General features: G+C 61.5%; 15 protein-coding genes. 5 read left to right on the forward strand and 10 right to left on the reverse strand.

The window, feature by feature from the left end; all coding sequences use genetic code 11:
• Positions 1 to 13 precede the first annotated feature (13 nt).
• Both VIK36_RS05665 and VIK36_RS05670 read right to left on the reverse strand, forming a co-directional pair.
• Positions 14 to 763 (reverse strand): SDR family oxidoreductase, encoded by a 750-nt coding sequence (locus tag VIK36_RS05665; protein WP_324644419.1) that lies wholly within the window; start codon positions 761 to 763, stop codon positions 14 to 16.
• 331 nt (positions 764 to 1,094) lie between these two features.
• Positions 1,095 to 1,241 (reverse strand): alcohol dehydrogenase catalytic domain-containing protein, encoded by a 147-nt coding sequence (locus tag VIK36_RS05670; RefSeq protein WP_324644420.1) that lies wholly within the window; start codon positions 1,239 to 1,241, stop codon positions 1,095 to 1,097.
• A gap of 407 nt (positions 1,242 to 1,648) precedes the next feature.
• Here VIK36_RS05670 and VIK36_RS05675 point away from each other — a divergent pair, with 407 nt between their 5' ends.
• Positions 1,649 to 2,833, forward strand: coding sequence for a hypothetical protein (locus VIK36_RS05675; RefSeq protein WP_324644421.1), 1,185 nt, complete (start codon positions 1,649 to 1,651; stop codon positions 2,831 to 2,833).
• A 157-nt stretch (positions 2,834 to 2,990) separates the two neighbouring features.
• Here VIK36_RS05675 and VIK36_RS05680 read toward each other — a convergent pair whose 3' ends face one another.
• From VIK36_RS05680 to VIK36_RS05690, 3 genes are all read right to left on the reverse strand, one after another.
• Entirely contained in the window at positions 2,991 to 4,649 is a 1,659-nt protein-coding gene (locus tag VIK36_RS05680; RefSeq protein ID WP_324644423.1) for a thiamine pyrophosphate-binding protein, read from the reverse strand.
• Positions 4,650 to 4,758: 109 nt separating this feature from the next.
• A complete protein-coding gene (locus VIK36_RS05685) occupies positions 4,759 to 5,184 on the reverse strand; it encodes an SRPBCC domain-containing protein (protein WP_324644425.1) in 426 nt (141 codons plus the stop codon).
• 94 nt (positions 5,185 to 5,278) lie between these two features.
• The gene (locus VIK36_RS05690) at positions 5,279 to 5,782 is read right to left on the reverse strand and encodes an Lrp/AsnC family transcriptional regulator (protein WP_324644426.1); all 504 of its coding nucleotides are present in this window, start codon (positions 5,780 to 5,782) and stop codon (positions 5,279 to 5,281) included.
• Positions 5,783 to 5,875: 93 nt separating this feature from the next.
• Between VIK36_RS05690 and hisC the strand changes: the two genes are divergently transcribed.
• The 3 genes from hisC (at position 5,876) to VIK36_RS05705 (ending at position 9,264) form a co-directional block, all read left to right on the forward strand.
• Positions 5,876 to 6,985: a histidinol-phosphate transaminase gene (gene hisC / locus VIK36_RS05695; RefSeq protein WP_324644427.1), complete on the forward strand. Its 1,110-nt coding sequence runs from the start codon at positions 5,876 to 5,878 to the stop codon at positions 6,983 to 6,985.
• Between the two features lie 43 nt (positions 6,986 to 7,028).
• Positions 7,029 to 8,441: an amino acid permease gene (locus VIK36_RS05700; RefSeq protein ID WP_324644428.1), complete on the forward strand. Its 1,413-nt coding sequence runs from the start codon at positions 7,029 to 7,031 to the stop codon at positions 8,439 to 8,441.
• 208 nt (positions 8,442 to 8,649) lie between these two features.
• Positions 8,650 to 9,264, forward strand: a complete 615-nt coding sequence (locus VIK36_RS05705; RefSeq protein WP_324644429.1) for a toll/interleukin-1 receptor domain-containing protein — start codon at positions 8,650 to 8,652, stop codon at positions 9,262 to 9,264.
• A gap of 401 nt (positions 9,265 to 9,665) precedes the next feature.
• Here VIK36_RS05705 and VIK36_RS05710 read toward each other — a convergent pair whose 3' ends face one another.
• The 5 genes from VIK36_RS05710 to VIK36_RS05735 form a co-directional block, all read right to left on the reverse strand.
• Entirely contained in the window at positions 9,666 to 11,807 is a 2,142-nt protein-coding gene (locus VIK36_RS05710; RefSeq protein WP_324644430.1) for an AAA family ATPase, read from the reverse strand.
• On the reverse strand, positions 11,794 to 12,360 hold the full coding sequence (locus VIK36_RS05715) for a hypothetical protein (RefSeq protein WP_324644431.1): 567 nt from the start codon (positions 12,358 to 12,360) through the stop codon (positions 11,794 to 11,796). The genes VIK36_RS05710 and VIK36_RS05715 overlap by 14 nt, the downstream gene beginning before the upstream one ends.
• The gene (locus tag VIK36_RS05720; protein WP_324644432.1) at positions 12,357 to 13,694 is read right to left on the reverse strand and encodes an SIR2 family protein; all 1,338 of its coding nucleotides are present in this window, start codon (positions 13,692 to 13,694) and stop codon (positions 12,357 to 12,359) included. The genes VIK36_RS05715 and VIK36_RS05720 overlap by 4 nt, the downstream gene beginning before the upstream one ends.
• 315 nt (positions 13,695 to 14,009) lie before the next feature.
• Positions 14,010 to 15,452 carry a hypothetical protein gene (locus tag VIK36_RS22055; protein WP_420716249.1) on the reverse strand — a complete coding sequence of 481 codons (1,443 nt, stop codon included), beginning with the start codon at positions 15,450 to 15,452 and terminating at the stop codon, positions 14,010 to 14,012.
• A 251-nt stretch (positions 15,453 to 15,703) separates the two neighbouring features.
• Positions 15,704 to 16,180, reverse strand: coding sequence for a hypothetical protein (locus tag VIK36_RS05735; RefSeq protein ID WP_324644435.1), 477 nt, complete (start codon positions 16,178 to 16,180; stop codon positions 15,704 to 15,706).
• A gap of 806 nt (positions 16,181 to 16,986) precedes the next feature.
• Here VIK36_RS05735 and VIK36_RS22060 point away from each other — a divergent pair.
• Positions 16,987 to 17,529 carry a hypothetical protein gene (locus VIK36_RS22060; protein ID WP_420716268.1) on the forward strand — a complete coding sequence of 181 codons (543 nt, stop codon included), beginning with the start codon at positions 16,987 to 16,989 and terminating at the stop codon, positions 17,527 to 17,529.
• Positions 17,530 to 17,663 lie beyond the last annotated feature (134 nt).

Consider the following 17,663-nt stretch of genomic DNA (forward strand, 5'->3'; position numbering starts at 1 on the left):
GCAGCCTCGGCTTTCAGGCGGCTTCGATGGCGTCGAGCCACTCCAGGTACGTCTGGCGTCCGACGGCGGATCCCGGCAGCGGGATCAGGGAGCCGTTGCGCATGGCCTTGCCCATGGGGCCGGGAAGGTGCAATGGAACGATCCGTTTCTTCTGCTGCGTCTTGGCGAGGTAGGCCGCGACCAGGCTTTTCAGCTGTTCGGTCCGCGGGCCGCCGAGGTCCGGGATGCGTCCCTGCGGCCCAGCCTCGGCCGCGTCCACCAGGGCCGCGGCCACCTCCCTTGCCGCCACCGGTTGGGTGACCATCGTGGGAACGAAGACCAGCGGGCCCACTGATGCGGCCTTGATGGACATCGGGACGAACTCGTGGAACTGGGTGGACCGGAGGAGGGTCCAGGGAATGCCGCCGTGCCTGACTTCGTCTTCCTGCACCAGCTTCCCGGCGTACAGTCCTGAATTGGCTTTGTCGATGCCCACAATGGACAGCGCCACATGGTGCTTTACACCCGCCTTCTTCCCGGCCGACAGCAGGTTCTGGGTGGCGTTGGTGAAGAAATCCACGGCCTTCTTGGTGGACATGGCCTGGATGCCGGAGACGTCGATGACGGTTTCAACATTTTGGAGTGCCTGATCGAGACCGCGCCCGTTGACCAGGTCCACTCCCTCCGCGCGGCTGAGGCTGGCCACCTCGTGCCCGCGTTCCCTGGCGATGGCCACGACGTGGCGGCCCACTGTACCGGTTCCCCCTGCAACGGCAATCCTCATGGAAGAAATCCTAAGCCGGACCTACGACAAAATACGGCGTTCTTCAGTATCCGTGGCCTGTGGCAGCGGCAATCTGTGGTGTGCGCCCACTGGCGGGTGCGGTTCGGGCTGATGGCCTGCTGCAGGTCGCCCCGGGTGGGGGAGAGCGTGGACTAACCCAGGCCGCGGGGCTGTGGTGCCTCCATGCCCGTCTCACGGGTGTTCTCCGCGTAGTACGAACGCAGGCCGTGCTTCACGCCCAGCCGGATGATCCAGTACAAGAGCTTGGCGGGCTTCTTCGCCAGTGCGCGGTCCGGCAGCGCGATGTACCGGTGAAACTGCCGCCGTGGGCTTAGTCCTTGCGCCAGTGGGCGATTACTTGATCGCCGGGCTGGAACTGCCTGGAGTCGATACCTACCGACTCCACGACGCCTGCCACGTCCCAGCCGGGAATGGCGGGAAACCGCAGGTCCACGAGGGCTTCCAGTCCGCCGGCCATGATCTTTCAGGCCACGGGTTCACTGGGGCTGCTGCAAGCCGACGTTCTGCTCGGGGCCCGAAACGTGATGCTGTACTGCGGGGCCAAGCCCCGGTTAACTGCAGCTCGAATGCCTTAATGGGGCGTACTGTGCGGCCGCTCCGATGGGCGACGCCGCCCATCGTTGCTAGGCGAGGTCCAGCACGTGCACTCTCCACGCGAAGTCATCTGATAAGAGGTCAGATCGCGCAGCCGATTGAGCTAGGAGTTTACCTCGCGTCCGCAATATCATGGGCGGGCTTGCAGGAACATCGGCTTTTCTGCATCAAATACGTAGCTTCCGTGCCCTGTGATGCTGGTGTGGCATATTTGTCTTCGGGCGATGACGGCCCAAATAGACGTACTGGTGCAATCAATAGGGGGATGGTGTGTCGAGCGCACAAGAGTTGGAAGTTGGCATTGAGTCTGAGACGGGCGCGGATGAGAGTTTCGAAGACAGCGAACAGTCGTACGATCCATTCGAAATACACGGTGACGATGAGCGTTCTGTTAGAGCCACAGCTTTCCTCGAATTTTTCGGACGTGAACGGCGGGGGGCTATAGTCAACGGACTCATTGCTGCTGAACTTGCCAGGCGTGGGCTGGAAATGTTTCCTTCGATTGAAGATGCTGACTACTACGGGAACGTCCTAATTCGCCGACTCAAGTCTGCGCCGCCGCAAAGACAGAATGGACTAGAGCAGTCCGAAACGGATCAGTCGCTGACTCAAACGTCCGCTGCCAACCCAATAGGTAGCTTCATTTCCTCTCTGAAGTCCGACGCCGAAGAACTAGATGTCCTCACCTACGGTATGACTGTTGAGCAAGCCGTCGAGTTGATGAAGGCCAAGGGGCGCACCAAGATGCCACTGTTCTTCGATGACGTCGACCGCTCGACTCTTATCGGGACAGTTACACTTACCGATTGCACAATGGACGTCGCTTCGCATGAGACGCGATTGGTCGAACTCGCGCAGACGCAGGTACCTGTGGTGCTCACGAACGAGAAGCTTTCAGACTGGATACCGGCCATATTGCAGCACGGCTTCATATACGGTCGTAATCCAGATGGCTGCGTCGTGCAGATCTATACGACCCACGATTTAGCCGTGCACCTAAACTCGATCGCTCAAATGTTCCTCCGCGTGCATGAAATTGAGGAGCTTATGCGAAACATTCTTGATCAAGTGCCCGACCAAGAACTTCGAGAGGCTATGAACAATGTTGGCAATATCAACAGCATCGCCGCTACTGATGGGTCTGGAAATCTATTCAAGCCCGAAGAAATCCGTCCGGCGGGGCAGGGCGGCAGTGAGCGTTTCGTGGAGTCGCTCATGTTCTCGGACTATATGAAGTGCATAAGTTATCCAGAAGTATGGACTAGCTATTTTGCGAGTGCCCATCCGGGCTTGGCCCTAAATAGGGAAAAATGCCTTCGTAGCTTGAATGATGCCCGCCTGGCTCGAAACCGAGTTATGCATATCAGTCGCCAAGAGGTTTTGGAGACGCTTGCGCCATCCTTGGAGTGCCTCGCCGTGTGGTTGCGTAAAATCCAGCCAAAGGTGCCATCCTAACGTGGGAAGGCGCGGAGTTTTCCTAGCCTAGTCCTTGGTGAGGAAGGGCGGCGACCTGAGCCCTATTAAATTCCAGGCTCAGGCCGTTGCATCTCTAGACCTATTTCGGGCTTACAAGTTCCAACCTCAAACTGGAGCCTGCCTGATCGGGCTACCGCTACCCCGCCACGGCCGCCTTTGCAGCCCGTGTCGCGTTCATCCATTCGGTCAACCATGGCGCCCGGACGGAGGACGTGACCCGGCAGTCGGCCACGAAGGTGCCTTGGGCGCCGGCATCAATCCAGTCCTGCAGTGCAGATAGGTCGCCGAGCGACCGGATCACAGCAGACTCGGCACCCAGAGCCCGGGCAACACCGCTGAAGTCCACCTCGGGGATCCGCATCGGCTTCTCGGTCAGGCCCTGAGAGCCGTACTGGTGGATTTCGGCGCCGTAGGCAGCGTCGTTGTAAATCACAACGATCGCGCTGTGGGCGGCGCCGATCAGTGATTCGAAGTCGGACAGGCCCATCAGGAAACCGCCGTCGCCCGAGGCCAGCACCAGGGTGCGGCCGTCCTCCACAGCACGCGCTGCCCCGACGGCGCTCGCCAGTCCCAGACCGATCGACTGGAACGCGGTCCCCACCATAACCAGGTCCTGCGGCCGCGGGATGTTCCAGTACATGGGCGCCCACCCGATGAAGTGCCCGCCGTCCTGCACCACCGTGCGGTGCTCCGGCAGGACGTGATCGAGCGCGGCGGCCAGGGCGCGGGGATCCAGCCGGCCGTCAGGAGTCTCGGTGGTTCCGGCCTCATGCCCAGGCCCAGCAACCAGGCGCATGGAAGCTTCCTCGCGCCAAGCAACAGCCGCAGCCCCTCCTTCAACCAAAGACAACAGCCGGCCAGCAGCGGCTTTCACGTCCGCCTGGACAAACACATCCACCCGCGGATTCGTCGGCTCCACCGCAGTGTCGATCTGGATGACCGTGGCATCCGGGCCGATCAGGTGTCCGAACCGCATGGTGAACGGGCTCAGGCTGGCCCCGGCCACCAGGACCACGTCGGCGTCGCCCATGAGCCCGGCCGCGGTGTCGGTGCCGAAACCGCCGGCCACGCCCAGGTACCCCTCGCCATTGAGGAGGTTGAGCGCCAGGGCGGTTCCGGCGGTCAGTGCGCCGAGCCGGTCGGCGAGTTCGCGGAGTTCCGGGCCGGCACCGGCGAGGTGTGCACCCCGGCCGGCCAGGATCAGCGGCCGCCGTGCCCCGCCGAGAAGGCGCGCCACCCGCGCAAGGTCCGTGTCGCCGTCGTCCGTCACCTCCAAAGCCGCCGGCTCGGGAAGGTCCTCATCCTCAGCCTCGAGCGCGGCGAGGTCGTAGGGGATGGCAAGCACGACGGCGGTGCGCCGGGTGAGTGCGTACTCCGCCGCCTGCCGAGTGATGGCGCCCGCGGCGTCGCGGGTGACGGTGAATGTGGCCGCGCCGAGGCCGACGGCGATGGCGGCCTGGTCCACGTCCCAGGGCCGGGCGCCGCTGGTGGGGGCGTCGCCGGTGACCAGCACCACGGGGATCTGCGCCTGGACCGCCTCGGCCAGGGCGGTGAGCGCGTTGGTGTAGCCGGGGCCGTAGGTGGTGGTGCCCGCGGCGAGCCGTCCCGAGGCGCGGTAGTAGGCGTCGGCCGCAGCGATGGCGGCGCCCTCATGCCGGACAGGCGTGAAGCGCAGACCCTGCTGCTCCGCGGCGTCCAGGAAGTAGACGTTCCCGTTGCCCATGACGCCGAAGATGTCGCTGACATAGCTGCTGAGAACCTGTGCCACGCGGCCCGAGACGGTAAGTGAAGTCATGCAGGCATCGTGTGGCCTGCATCTCACGTTTGCAATACCGCGGGATTCGGCTGGGACTTTTGGCAGCAGACGAGTTGGAAAGTGACAATACGCCCACCTATGGCGGGTATCACGCCTCCCGCTCAACGAGTGCCCGGAACGTCTCCAGCTCACCCTTGAAGCTGCCCCGGTACGAGCCCGTTGCGAAGATCCAGCCGAAAATCGAGGACACGAACCCGCGGGTCGTGAACACCTGGTCAATACGGGTGCCCGCGCCATCGGGGGTGAAGGTCACGTCCGACTCGCCCTTCAGAATGGCGTTGCCGAAGCGGGTGCGGATGTGGCGGGGCCGCTCGGCCGCGAGGACTTCGGTGCGGCTCATCATCCGCCCGAACTGCACCGTGTAGCGGCTGCCGGCCTCACCGGCCGGCCCGACGCGGTCGGTGACGCCGGTGACTCCGCCGATCCATTCATGGAACCTGTCGGCATCGGTCCAGGTGGCGAAGACACGCTCCGGCGGCGCCGCTGCAAACGTGGACAGCCGGAAGGTTGGCATGCGTTCAGTATGCTCTCACCGGGCATGCGGAGGCGAGGGTAGCGGCGTGCCCTTCCCGCCGGGGAGCCGCAGCGACGTACGCCGCCCGATGCGGTCAGTCCGCCGGGTGGCCTTCCTGCTCGGACAGCCGGCTGATCAGCCCGTCGTAGCGGGGCGGCATGAGTTCCAGGATGGAGATGGCCGTGCTGGTCCGCTCGATGCCTTCGATCTCCAGGATCTCGTTGGTGATGCGGTAGAGGTCGGCGGTGCCGCGGGCCACCACCTTGGCAATGAGGTCCGCGTCGCCGGTGGTGGCGTGCACCTCGATGACCTCCGGGATCGCGGCGAGCCCGTTCTCCACCGATCCGGTCCGCGTCTGGCTGATGGACAGCGAGAGGAAGGCCATCAGCTCGTAGCCCAGCGCGGCGGGGTCCAGCCTGCGGCTGAAGGACCGGAGCGCGCCGCTGCGCTCCAGCCGCGCCAGCCGGGCGTGGACGGTGTTTCGTGCGACGCCGAGGGTCCGGGAGAGTGCCAGGGCGCTGGCTTCGGGGTCGTTGTCCAGGGCAAGGATGATCCTGCCGTCGAGGGAATCGAGGGTGCGAGGGTTTGTGATGGTCATATTTTCACCAGAGGTACTAGAAGTTGAGCAGAAGTCCCAAGCACCGGAGCCTACCTTGCATTGTGGTCCGGGTCACTTCCATCATCGGACTTCATGACCAGTGATCAGCTTGTGGCCGCTCCCGAAACTGCATTGCCCACCCTGCGCGGCGCAGTTGCCGGCCTTCCGTCCTACGTCCCCGGCCGGCGCAGCGCGGGCGCGGACATCGCCGCCCTCGCCAGCAACGAAAGCCACTACGAGCCCCTGCCCGCCGCCACCGCCGCGGTGGCCGAGGCGGCCGGCAGGATGAACCGCTACCCGGACATGGCCGCCGTCGAACTCCGCGAACGGATCGCCCGGCACCTGCGCGTCACCGCTGAGGAGGTGGCGGTGGGGCCCGGCAGCGTGGGCGTCCTGCAGCAGATCATCACCGGACTGTGCGACGCCGGGGACGAGGTGGTTTTCGCGTGGCGCTCCTTCGAGGCGTACCCCATCCTGGTGGAGCTGGCAGGCGCCCGGCCGGTCCGCGTCCCGCTGGACGACGCCGAGGGCCACGACCTCGATGCCATGGCCGCCGCCGTCACCGGCCGCACCAAGGTGATCCTGCTCTGCACGCCCAACAACCCCACCGGCGTGCCGATCAGCCACGACCGCCTCGAGGCCTTCCTGCAGTCCGTCCGCTCCGACGTCCTGGTGGTGATCGACGAGGCCTACGTGGAGTACGCCGACGCCGGCAGCGGCCCCGATTCCCTGGCGCTCTACCGCCGGTACCCGAACGTCTGCATCCTGCGTACCTTCTCCAAGGCCTACGGGCTCGCCGGACTGCGGGTCGGGTATGCCATTGCGACGGCGGCGATCGCCGAAGGCTTGCGCCGCACCGCCCTGCCGTTTGCCGTAAGCGCGCTGGCGCAGAAGGCAGCTATCGCGTCTCTGGACGCGGGGGAGGAGATGGCAGCCCGGGTCTCCTTGGTGAAGCAGGAACGCATCCGGATGGCCGCGGAGCTGGAGGCCCAGGGCTGGAAGCTGCAGCCGACCCAGGGCAACTTCCTGTGGGTCCGTGCCGATGCCCCGCTTCTGGCCTTGCTGGTGGACGCGTTCAACGCCGCGGGCATCCTGGTCCGGGCCTACCAGGGCGACGGCGTGCGGATCACCGTTGCCGACCCCGTCTCCAACAACCGCGTGCTTCGGCTCCTCGCAGACTACGCATCCCTTACCACTTCCTGATCCTTTTCTCCTTCCGTTCGACCGACAAGTAAGAGGAATCCCCATGGAACAACAGACAAAGACGTCTGCCCGCCCACTCGGCGCAGCCCTCAAACCCCGCCAGCTCACGATGATGGGCCTGGGAAGCGCCATCGGCGCCGGCCTGTTCATCGGCTCCGGCGCCGGTATCCAGGCCGCCGGTCCGGCCGTGCTGATCTCCTACCTCGTGGCCGGCACCCTGATCATCCTGGTGATGTGGGCGCTGGGCGAGATGGCTGCCGCCAACCCGGATAGCGGCGCCTTCTCCGTCTACACAGCCAAGGCCTACGGGCCGGTGGCCGGCGCCACGGTGGGCTGGCTCTGGTGGATCCAGCTGGTGGTGGTCATCGCCGCCGAAGCGCTCGGCGCCGCAGGCCTGCTGGCCACCATCTTCCCGGCGCTGCCGGTGTGGCTGATGGCCTTGGTGTTCATCGTGGTGCTCACCGCCGTGAACCTGACCAGCGTGAAGAACTTCGGCGAGTTCGAGTTCTCGTTCGCGCTGCTCAAGGTGGCGGCGATCGTGGCGTTCCTGCTGGTGGGCTTTGCCTTGCTGTTCGGCCTAATTCCGGGCGTACAGTCGCCGGGCCTGCGTAACTTCATGGGGGAGGGCTTCGCGCCCAGTGGCTTCGGCGGGATTGCGACGGCGCTGTTCGTGGTGGCGTTCGCGTTCGGCGGCACCGAGATCGTGTCCGTGGCGGCAGCCGAGACTGCGGAGCCGGCCCGCAGCGTGAAGAAGGCAGTCCGCACGGTGCTGTGGCGCATCCTAGTGTTCTACATCGGCGCCATCTTCGTGATCGCTGCGGTGGTTCCCGTGGGTTCTGCAGGGCTGAAGAGCCCGTTCGCCGCTGTACTCGACGCTGCCGGCATGCCCGGTGCGGCGACCGCCATCACCCTAGTGGCCGTCGCGGCTCTGCTCTCCGCGTTGAACGCCAACCTCTACGGCGCCTCGCGGATGGCGTTCTCCCTCGCCGAGCGTGGTGAGGCGCCCCGGTGGCTCGCTTCGGTGTCCAAGGCCCGGGTTCCGGTTGCTGCCGTGCTGGCCAGTGTGGCCTTCGGCATTGTCACGGTGGTACTGGAGCTGGCCTTCCCCGAAATGGTCCTCGGCGTCCTGCTCAACATCGTGGGTTCGACCTGCCTGCTGGTGTGGACATCCGCACTGCTCGCCCAGTTGGCGCTGCGCCTCCGCGCCGACCGTGAAGGAACAACGCTTCCCCTCCGGATGCCCGGCTTCCCGTGGCTGACGGCCGTGGGTCTTGTCATCCTGGCGGCGATCTTTACGGTGGGCTTCATCGGTGAGGAGTCCCGCCCGCAGCTCCTGAGCACGTTTGCGCTTGTGGCGGTTCTTGCGGTTGGGTGCTGGATGAATCACCGGAAACGGGACGCTCACCCCAGTGTGGAATCGTCGGACGGTGAAAAGCAACCTGTGCGCGTCGACTGAAATCAGCGGCCTTGACTCACGGCGTTTGGCTCAAGGCACAGAAAGGGCGCGTCCGGCTTTGGCCAGGCGCGCCTTCGCCTTGCAAACCATGTTGGTCGACCACGGTTGGTAACGGGGCGTTTCCTCAATCTAGGAAACTCCACTGTGGTCGACGAGGAGCCGAGGACCGCACGCAGTAGCACGAAGGGTCTAACACTAGGATTGCAGGATGCAGAGAATCTTCTTGTCTCACCAGAGCGACGATAAGGCAATTGTCCGCCAGGTGCAGGGCGAACTGATGTTGATGGGTGCAGAACCCTTTTTCGACGAATTGAGCATACTCAATGGCGAGGTGATACCCGGACGAATCGAAGCGGCACTCGAGACAATTGACGTGTTCGTTCTTTTTTGGTCTTCAACCGCAGCTAAGTCCGACTGGGTGACAGCAGAAAGGCAAGCCGCGTGGGGTAAATTTCGGGTTGATGAGGAGTGCTTTCTCATCGTTGTCCTAGATGACACTCCATTGCCCACCACTCTCGCCTACAAGAAATACATCGATGGCCGGACTGAGCCCGCGCGAGAGATGATCGCTCGGGAAATTCTCGGGCTGGAGCACGGTGCACGGTTGATCAAAGCGGTGCAGAGTACCTTGGACACTTGGGGTATCGACATTGCTTTCATGGAAGGCTATGGTCCGTACGCGGGTTGCCCCGAATGTGGTGCTGGCATCGGTGATATGGAAAAGTTTGCAGTACCTGATCCCAGACGCGAGACCGGCTATGGTTATCTGCGCTGCACCAAGTGCGAGTGGACTGGTGGTGGAGGAGAAGTGCAGTTCTACTGAGCGATCTGGACGACTTGCCGTTTAAAGTCTGCAGCGATGCCGGCAAATTAGATGCGCGTCATCTTCCACGCCTAGTACACCTTCCACGAACTCAGCCGGCTAGGTATTCCTAAACGGAGTTAGGTCTGCTCAGGTGTCATCTTGCCGAGAGCATTTACCGCCAGTCCCATAAACATCGTGTTGCGCAGGATGTCCTCGTGCTTCCAATCAGGGGCGACGCAGCAGCGGCGCTCCTGATTCGAGCCCCACCCTATATTGGGTGCAGCAGTGTTGAAGCGCCCTCGGCGACGCTGCACCTAGTGTTCCGAGATAAGAGGATTCTCTCGCTGCGCTTCACTCGCCACTTTCGGTCCAGCCCTGAAGACTCGACATCTCCCGGACTCCAAGGTTCTAGCTTGAGGTCAGATGACTCGACGGAGAAGCCGAATCGGCTCCTCCAGCATCTGCCCATCGACGTCTCGCTCATCGACTGTGGGTCCACTGCGGTCCCACCCTGTAAACCTGATAATTCTCGTCCTGGCGCCTTCAGATCTAGGCGCCAGCTTTCGTTCAAGCAGCCCAGATAACCGCCGCTCATGAGTAGACACAATTAGCTGTCGCCGCAGCCTGAGGTGCCTACACAAGTCAGCGAAACCGAGCACATTTACGTCGTCCATCGACTGGACTGGGTCATCCAGCAGTAGGAAGGGTAGTCCGCTATCGTCCATCGACAGGCTCATCGCGATGAAATAGGACAAAGCAACGATGTTGGCCTGCGACGTCGAGAAGATCAGGAGCGGGTCGGCTGCTATGCCCGCCACCTGATCAATCACCAAGGGGCTCGTAGTCCCCCTTCGATAGTAGGTATCCAGTTCGAACTCGACAGTCTTGAAGGCGGGATGCGGGTCCAGTCGGTGGAAGATGTCGGCTACCAATGGTTGAATGGACCGCAGCCGCTTCTCAGTGACTTCAACCCGGGCCTCAAGGGTCTTGTCAGAGAGCACCCGGAGCTTCTCGGAACGGGCAGCTTGGGTTGCCAAGTGTGCCTCTGCGTCAGCGAGAGCCCCCTCGAGAGTTGTGTATTCCGCAACGTCTCGCTCTATCGCGTTTTGGTCGTTTTGCCTGTCGAAAGTCTCCAATAGGTCAAGTAGGGCCCGGCGCCCTGCGCGGAAATATTCAGAGGCTGGAACAGCAACCGAAACAAAAGAGTCGGAAGCGTATGAATCGAACTTCACGAAAGAGATGTCCGTGGCGAGAGCCTTTATGGCATCGCTGGCTGCCTGGTCTGCGTCGCTGCTTGCATGCCAGCGGTCAGCCTGTTGCTCTGCCTCGGCAAGCGCGTCTGCAGCTTCAGAGGCCGCAATTGAGGCTTCACTGAAAGCATTCGCGCGCTCAACGAACGATTTCTCCAGTTCCAGAAGGGTGCCGGTTGCCTCTGCGCGCTCGATGAGATCGCGTTCCACATGCTCACGGTCAATCGGCTGACTGCACACCGGGCAATTATCCGACAACATGGGTATTGCAAGCGCAGCCAACTTGGCCACTTCGACAGCGGTCAGCCGCGCAGCGTTCAACTCTGATTGCGCTGCTCCTCTTAATGCTCCGGCGGCGTCTTTTCGTAATTTCGCTTGTTCAGCTTCTTCACGCAGTGCCTCAATCGTGCCAGGGCTAGTTGGACCTTCCAGGCCTTCATTTAGCTGTATTGCACGGCGGACGAGCTCGCGAGAGGTGTCTACTAGGTCGGCCGCCTTGCCAAACGCTGTCGCAGCGAGTCGAGCATCTTCTGGCGAATCCAGCTTCACCTCGGACTCGTTTAGGGACATGCCGGCGGGCGTTCCCCTTAGTCTTTCGAGGACTTCATTACGGACGGCATCGATTTGGGGCCGGCTCGCCAATCGTGCTCGCGCGGTCTCAAGTCGATCCTGGGCTTGCTTCAGTGCAACTAGTATCCTGGAGTGCTCAGCTCGGGCTTGTCCCTCACGATCAGCCGCTTGCTTTGCGGCGGATTTGGTCGCGTCCTCAAAGTCCTCAAGCGCGCCCAATCCGAGAACCGTGCTTAGCTGCCGGTACCGTTCAGCTGGTTTGGCCTCCAGCACGCTCCGCAGCACGTCTTGCTGCATTAGACCAGAAGTGGTTAGTGCCGAATGGAGAGTCAGTTGAGTGTCGGGCAATAAGATGCGTCGAAGCTTTGCCTCTGCTTCCTCACCAAACGCGGTTGATACGCCGTCTCGACTAAGTTCAAGGGTACTTCCGCCTTGATCGCCAGTGCGCCGCAGCATCACCCGGCCATCCGGAAGGCTCAGATCGATCTCGACCGAAGCTTTTCCACCGATACGATACTGGTTTACGACGTGCTCAACATTTCGCCGTGATCGAAGAACTTCGAGCCGTTCGATCCTGCCTAGCAGGACCCACTGCAGCGCATCGAAAAAGCTTGTCTTACCGGTTCCATTTGGTCCCGTGACCACGACGGCAGATGCCGAAAGATCGAACTCACGCGCGTCACGGAAACCGCGAAACGCTTCAATACGGAGTCGCTCAATGGTGGGCCTAAAGGACGTCATCCAGAGATGCCCCCTGTTCGAAAGCAGTGACGGCACGTTGCGCAAAATCTTGGCCGACGCCGTGTGCGATGAGTGTTTGCAGTAGTGACTCAAGCGCGTTGTTGAGTGCTACAGGTGTCGCCGGGCTCATAGGTTCGATAAATGGTGACAGCGCCTGCCTCGCCGCATCCAGGGTTGGATCGACGCCGGTGTGAGCGATGCGACGCACCCGAGATGTATCGTGATTGATGGCGTACAGGTCGCGAGTTGAGGCGTCATCTTCGGTCGACTTCTCTTGCGTGAGTAGGACGAGGTACGTGTCCCACTTTTTCGGCCCAAGAGGGACAGTCCCGAGGCGTCGGGAGAGCGCCTCGGATACAAGTGGTTCTGCCAGTATGAGATTTTGAATAGTGTTCATAGCCGCGACTGCAACCACAAAATAATCATTCTCCGCTAGGAGCAGGTCGACCTCCTGATTCAAAGTCTCGACCTGGAAACCCTGGTCAGATAGTACCGTCCGAGTGAAGCCGAGTAGTTCGCTGTCGGATCGGTTCCACAATGAGATGGCCGTCACGCCGCAATCACCTCGTCTGCCTGTGTGATGTCGGGCGCCAACGAGAGAGGCCCATCCACGATGTCCAGTTCATCTAGATCTCCGAGGATGTTGCTGGGTAATCCTCGTAGCTTTGGGATCGGCCCCACGCCGCCCGCAACGACGAATCGCGGATAAGGCCCACCCTTGTTGGCATGGGCCTGCAAGCGGTACTCCGCCGCTTGGACGAGATGCCGCATCGGCACCGTACGCGTCGCTATCAATAGCTCGATGGGGCCTGGGCCACTGTCGAACACTTGATTCCGGCCGAGCCGAGCTGTGTCCCCGGTGAGACGTCCCAAAGCTATAAGCACTTTAGCCAGCTCCGGGCTCTTGAGGACCGCCTCTCCAGCACGTGGTTCAATGTCGACCTCACGGGCCCACTGAAGTACCGATAGCGCGTCGGACTCCAACAACCCGTCGATTGCCTTGTCTAAATCAGATTTGAGTTCTTGATCCGATGACAGGCCGGCGCTGTGCTCGTCCAGTCGGCCCATAATGTAGGCCGAAGCCATCTGCTCCATAAATTCGTCTGCCGTTGCGGCTATCTTGTAGTCGTCCTGAAGGTTCGGCGCGACGGTCTTCCACTGGGAGGTCTCCCAGTCGGACTGTATATTTGGCGCGACAACCCGAATATTGTCGACGGATTCAACTTCCTGGATTGCTTCTTTGATGCGCTTCTTTACATACCCAGCGACGTCACCGATTCCGATAAACACCACAACGGAATTGCCGAGCCGCGCGTGCGTCTGTTCCCGTACCCAAGGCGGTGGCTCTTCTAGATGGCTGCTCGTCACGAGCAACGTACTCGGCTGAGATGCACAGCCGTGAATCTTGAGAATCGAGGGTGGTGTGACATCCACTAGATCGCGGCTGCTGGTAATTGTGGGCAGGCGTTCCTCTCCGGCTCCTCGCTCTATGCAATTATCCCAATTCGTAGTGAGGACATCGATGGCTCCTTCGAGCAAGAGATGCGCCAAGATGCGGTGAGCATGGCCAGGTTTAGCCGACTTGAAGTTTGCCGCTATCGCGGATGTTTGACGCAAGGCGCTTTCGCCGCCGGGAAGCGCTGCGACTTCATCTGCAACAGCAAGAAGATCCCATGGGTCAACGGCCTGGAGGGCCGGGAACGCTATCCTGAGCCGTGTGTGTAGACGTTCGGCGAGAACAGCACCCGTCGGGAGGTTAGTTGGCCGGGACAGGCTAATGCCCGCGCCGGCATAGATTACGATCCTCCGGGCAGACATTGCTTGGGCTGCTAAGTCAACCGCATATGGCGAGACGTTAGCCCTAACCGGGGACGGGGTGTGAAGCATGTCGCAAGTATAATGGCAACTTCTGCCAGTCGATCGCCTCATGGCCTTTCAGTAAAGAGTGCAAAGACTGTCACGAGGCCCTGATTATCGCCGGTCACGTTAGGTCCCCTGTGAAATTGAAAATCTCTACTAGTGATAGTAGCTAGACCATTACGGACATCACCGCGCAAGGCCGTGCTTACCGCCGTGTCGGCTTGGCTATTCGAAGTCATCCTAGTGACTTGTGATGTCTTCTGACGAAACCTTGGCTCAGCGCCCGCCACTACCCGCCTGTCAACACCGCTTTCCACGCCTGGCTGCGCGACAGCGCGAGCTTCAGTTCGCGGCCGCCCGCCTCCTCCAGCAGCCCGGAATCACCCACAACAACCAGGAGACTCCGTGCCCGGGACAATCCGACATATAGCTGTTGCCGCGCCGGAAGCCCGTTGACGCAAAGGACAACAACGGACCGCTCCAGGCCCTTGAACCCCAGCACATCGCCGTAGAACTCACCCTCAATGGCATGGAAATTCCGCCAATACTCCTCCGTTGCGCCGCGCTCGAAGTAGTCCAGGTGGAGGGGTGGCGGTCTTTGGTAGTGAGGAGCGCGAGTTGGTTGTTCGCCCAGCCCTGGTCAATCAGCGCATTCAGGCAGTCTTCAGCGACGTCGAGCGCATCGTCGGCGGGGCAATCCACGAACCGTACCGGCAGGCCGGTGCTGCCGCGGGGCTTGAAGTAGTCGCCGGCGAAGGGTTTAAATGTTTCGGCGACTTTAAGTGTGTTGCGGAGGTTGTCATCAATATAGATGGGCACCAGCGTGGCCATCGGACCGTCGGCGAGGTCCGCCGGCGCGCTTCCCCATCGTTGGTAGACGTCCTGCCGGTCATCCATAAAGGCATAAACCTCCCCGGCGTCCGGGTGGGTGGTGCAGGCGAGCAACGCGTCCCACCAGAGAGGAGCGAAGTTCTGCGCTTCATCGACGATGACAGCGTCCAGCCGCTCGTGCGGCGCCATCCCGGCTGCCAGCTCCTTCAGCAGGCGGGGCACCTCGACGTCGAAATAGTCCTGCCCCTGCCCGTCAGGGACCCCCAGCCCGCGCACGTATTCGTGGAACTCGCCAGTGAACACCGGCTTGGCCTTTCGCCAGCTTGCGACGCGGTCCTGAAGGTACTGCCCCAAACCTTTGTTATAGCAGAAGAGGCCCACTCGCTTGCCCTCTTTGCTGAGCATGCGGGCCTTTTCGACGGCGAGCCACGTCTTTCCGCTGCCGGCGCCGCCGGTGAAGCGGATCCGGGGGAGCGAGCGGGAGGCCTGAAGCAGCGCGGACTGGCGCTCGGTGAGATGGTCCTGTGCTGCCTCGTCCTCCTGAAAGGTGGTGGAAGGTATGACTGCGGTGTCCAGGTTTCCGCCAAGCTTGCGGACGGTGCGTTCCAAGAAGGCCGGGGCCAGCGGGGAGGCGCCGCCGCCTTCGTATTCGATGGCTTGGCGGATGAGTTCCGCGGGCGACTTGCTGCCGGTCCTGTCCAAGATGAGTGACCGGGGGCAGCCGGCCATGGTCCAATCACTCGGCACATCGGTGTAGGGCAGGCTGACCATGTAGACGCAGCGGCTGCTGACACGGCAACCAAGTTGGTCCTCTAGCCAGTTCTTGAGTGCATGCAGTGAGCTTTGGGACTGCGCCACCGGACTCTGGATCTTGCGCTTCTGGCTCCGGTCCGACTGGTACCACTGCCCGTCGGCGATGCTGACTTGGCCGCCCTTGACCTCGATCGCTGCCATGCCCACATTCGGCCAGAGGACCAGCAGGTCAATCTCGAATTCGTTACGGCCATCGCGGAGGCCAGGACACAGTCATCGGGGAGGCCGTCCTTCAGTGCCGTCCAGACGGCCTTTTCCGCGTGACGTCCCTCGTTGAACTCAGGTTCCTCGGCAATGCACCTCACCGCGCCCCAGCCTTGGTGTCTCGGAAGGCGGGCAACCCAATCTGGGCGCGGATATCAGCAAGGTCCTGCGTATTCCGGTCGATCTGCTTAAATCTGTTTCTTTTCGGTGATGGAGGAAAGAATGCGATTCGCGACCGCACAGCCCACGAGCGCGAAGGAGGCCCATCTCGCAGCGATAATAAATTCCGGCATGGTGAGGAACGGGTTCTTCAGGGCAATGACATTGTTTAAGTTGCCCGTCAGGCCGTCCGGGATGTCATTCAAGGTGTCGGTGACCGGCTGGAAGAAGGGTCCTGTAGACAGTTCCGGGCTCTGAAGCGTTGCATCTCTCCCGATGGACCATCGCGGATCCATGAGGTGCGCGAGGATATAGAAAACCACCGCAAGGTTGGCCGCGGCAAAGGCCGCCGTACCTGCAGTGGCGGCGGTGACAAGCCTGGCGGTGATTGTCAGGGGCGTGGACACACGGCTTCCTATGAGAAACAGCAGGCCGACAACCACGGCGGCGGTCCCAACAAGATTCTTGAACGTGTCCACGGTGGCTCCGCTGAGCATTTCCATCACGGGGTATCAATCTTTCCGCTGCTGTACATTTGCATGCACCCGATTCGTAGGTTCTGGCCACCTCAATCTACATTTGCCGCCCGAGTTCAGAACCTGTTTCAGGTCATATCTGTATCAGCAGGCTCTGACAGTAATCGGAAGCCTGGATCGCGCCTTCGGGAATGTCCTGAATTCAGTCGTCACCTGGCCTCGAAGCATCTGCATAAACAGCGGATCTGGCCGCGCATCAGGTGGCACGCGCTGCAGTTCTGTGAGCGCGTCCAAGCAGAAATGCCCGCCACGCGCGCTCCGTACAGGGCTGCGACAGTGGCCGTCCTCGACTCCGCACGGAAATCGGAAGATGGGCGGGACCACCAGGTGACAGCCCCGCCTACCGGATGGCACTCCACCTCCTTGGAAGGTCTGAACCACCCAACCGCGCGGGTGAAATCGCTGGGCTTACACCGCTCCGCGGTCTCGATGCGCTTCAGCCACAGGGCGGCACGCGCAGCGGGCAGAAGTGACAGTTGAGTCCGTACAGCAAGCTCACCGGTCAGAACCGCGTGGCGGATCAGCAAGCACCACAGCATGCACGTCTTCTCCGCGGGGCGGATTCCTTAGACGTCACCGCGTGGCTGCCCCAGTGCAAGCATTTCGGATGTGAAGAATGTTCTGAACTGGATGGAATTTAAGTCAAGGCCGAAGAGACCATACGGGGCACGTTGATCTACGCAGAAAATGGGACGCTTCGATACCGGCACATCAACGCCTTGTCTTGGCGAGTGGCGAGCGAACTTTGCCGAAGGGATGCAGGATTTTAGATAGGCCTGACGGCCGACGGCGGTTCCGCGGCCCATGCAGACGCCCTGATGATGACAAGTGGGAGCGGGACTGACTATCAGGCACGCCGGCGGCGTTTGGGTTTCACTGCGGGTTCCGGCGGGGACTTTCCAATTTCATGGGATCGAGCTTTCAGCGTGCCGAGTGCTAGGGCTATAGCGATGGCACTCGAAGAATCCCAAGGCATTCACCGACCAGAGAAATCGCCGCCTACCTCTCCAAGGGCCCTCGGCTATCGCTTGATGGCGTCTACGCTAGAGCTGACACTGGGAGACCGTCTGGACTGGTCAACATGCGAGTACCGCGGGGGGCCGCTAGACCCTAAGTCCGTGATGACCTGTGAGCGGCTGCGAGATTGGGAAGACACAGGATGGGTCTTGAGGCGTAACGGGGAACCTGTGGCCAACTTCGACAATTTTGGGTGGCTGGAACTCGATGGAAGGCTTATAAATCTTCATTCCGGGTACCGCGAACTTGATGGACGTCTGTATCAACTAGTGCTTGAGGTCTTCGGCCCACTATTGCCATAAATAGCGTCAGCGTTGTCACTCCAAACTTGGGCAATGCCAAGATGCAGCTCCCAACAGCACCTTGAGCGGGAACACAGGTGCTCGAACCATTGTGACTGTGCTGACTATTGCCGCTAACATCTGACGAGATCTAA

The sequence above is a fragment of the Pseudarthrobacter sp. LT1 genome (genome assembly GCF_035621795.1).
GTDB lineage: Bacteria > Actinomycetota > Actinomycetes > Actinomycetales > Micrococcaceae > Arthrobacter.

Excerpts from the sequence above, each read along its gene's own strand:
- VIK36_RS05665 (WP_324644419.1), bottom strand. The coding sequence starts at position 763 with ATGAGGATTGCCGTTGCAGGGGGAACCGGTACAGTGGGCCGCCACGTC.
- VIK36_RS05670 (WP_324644420.1), bottom strand. The coding sequence starts at position 1,241 with ATGGCCGGCGGACTGGAAGCCCTCGTGGACCTGCGGTTTCCCGCCATT.
- VIK36_RS05680 (WP_324644423.1), bottom strand. The coding sequence starts at position 4,649 with ATGACTTCACTTACCGTCTCGGGCCGCGTGGCACAGGTTCTCAGCAGC.
- VIK36_RS05685 (WP_324644425.1), bottom strand. The coding sequence starts at position 5,184 with ATGCCAACCTTCCGGCTGTCCACGTTTGCAGCGGCGCCGCCGGAGCGT.
- VIK36_RS05690 (WP_324644426.1), bottom strand. The coding sequence starts at position 5,782 with ATGACCATCACAAACCCTCGCACCCTCGATTCCCTCGACGGCAGGATC.
- hisC (WP_324644427.1), top strand. The coding sequence starts at position 5,876 with ATGACCAGTGATCAGCTTGTGGCCGCTCCCGAAACTGCATTGCCCACC.
- VIK36_RS05700 (WP_324644428.1), top strand. The coding sequence starts at position 7,029 with ATGGAACAACAGACAAAGACGTCTGCCCGCCCACTCGGCGCAGCCCTC.
- VIK36_RS05705 (WP_324644429.1), top strand. The coding sequence starts at position 8,650 with ATGCAGAGAATCTTCTTGTCTCACCAGAGCGACGATAAGGCAATTGTC.
- VIK36_RS05710 (WP_324644430.1), bottom strand. The coding sequence starts at position 11,807 with ATGACGTCCTTTAGGCCCACCATTGAGCGACTCCGTATTGAAGCGTTT.
- VIK36_RS05720 (WP_324644432.1), bottom strand. The coding sequence starts at position 13,694 with ATGCTTCACACCCCGTCCCCGGTTAGGGCTAACGTCTCGCCATATGCG.
- VIK36_RS22055 (WP_420716249.1), bottom strand. The coding sequence starts at position 15,452 with ATGGCAGCGATCGAGGTCAAGGGCGGCCAAGTCAGCATCGCCGACGGG.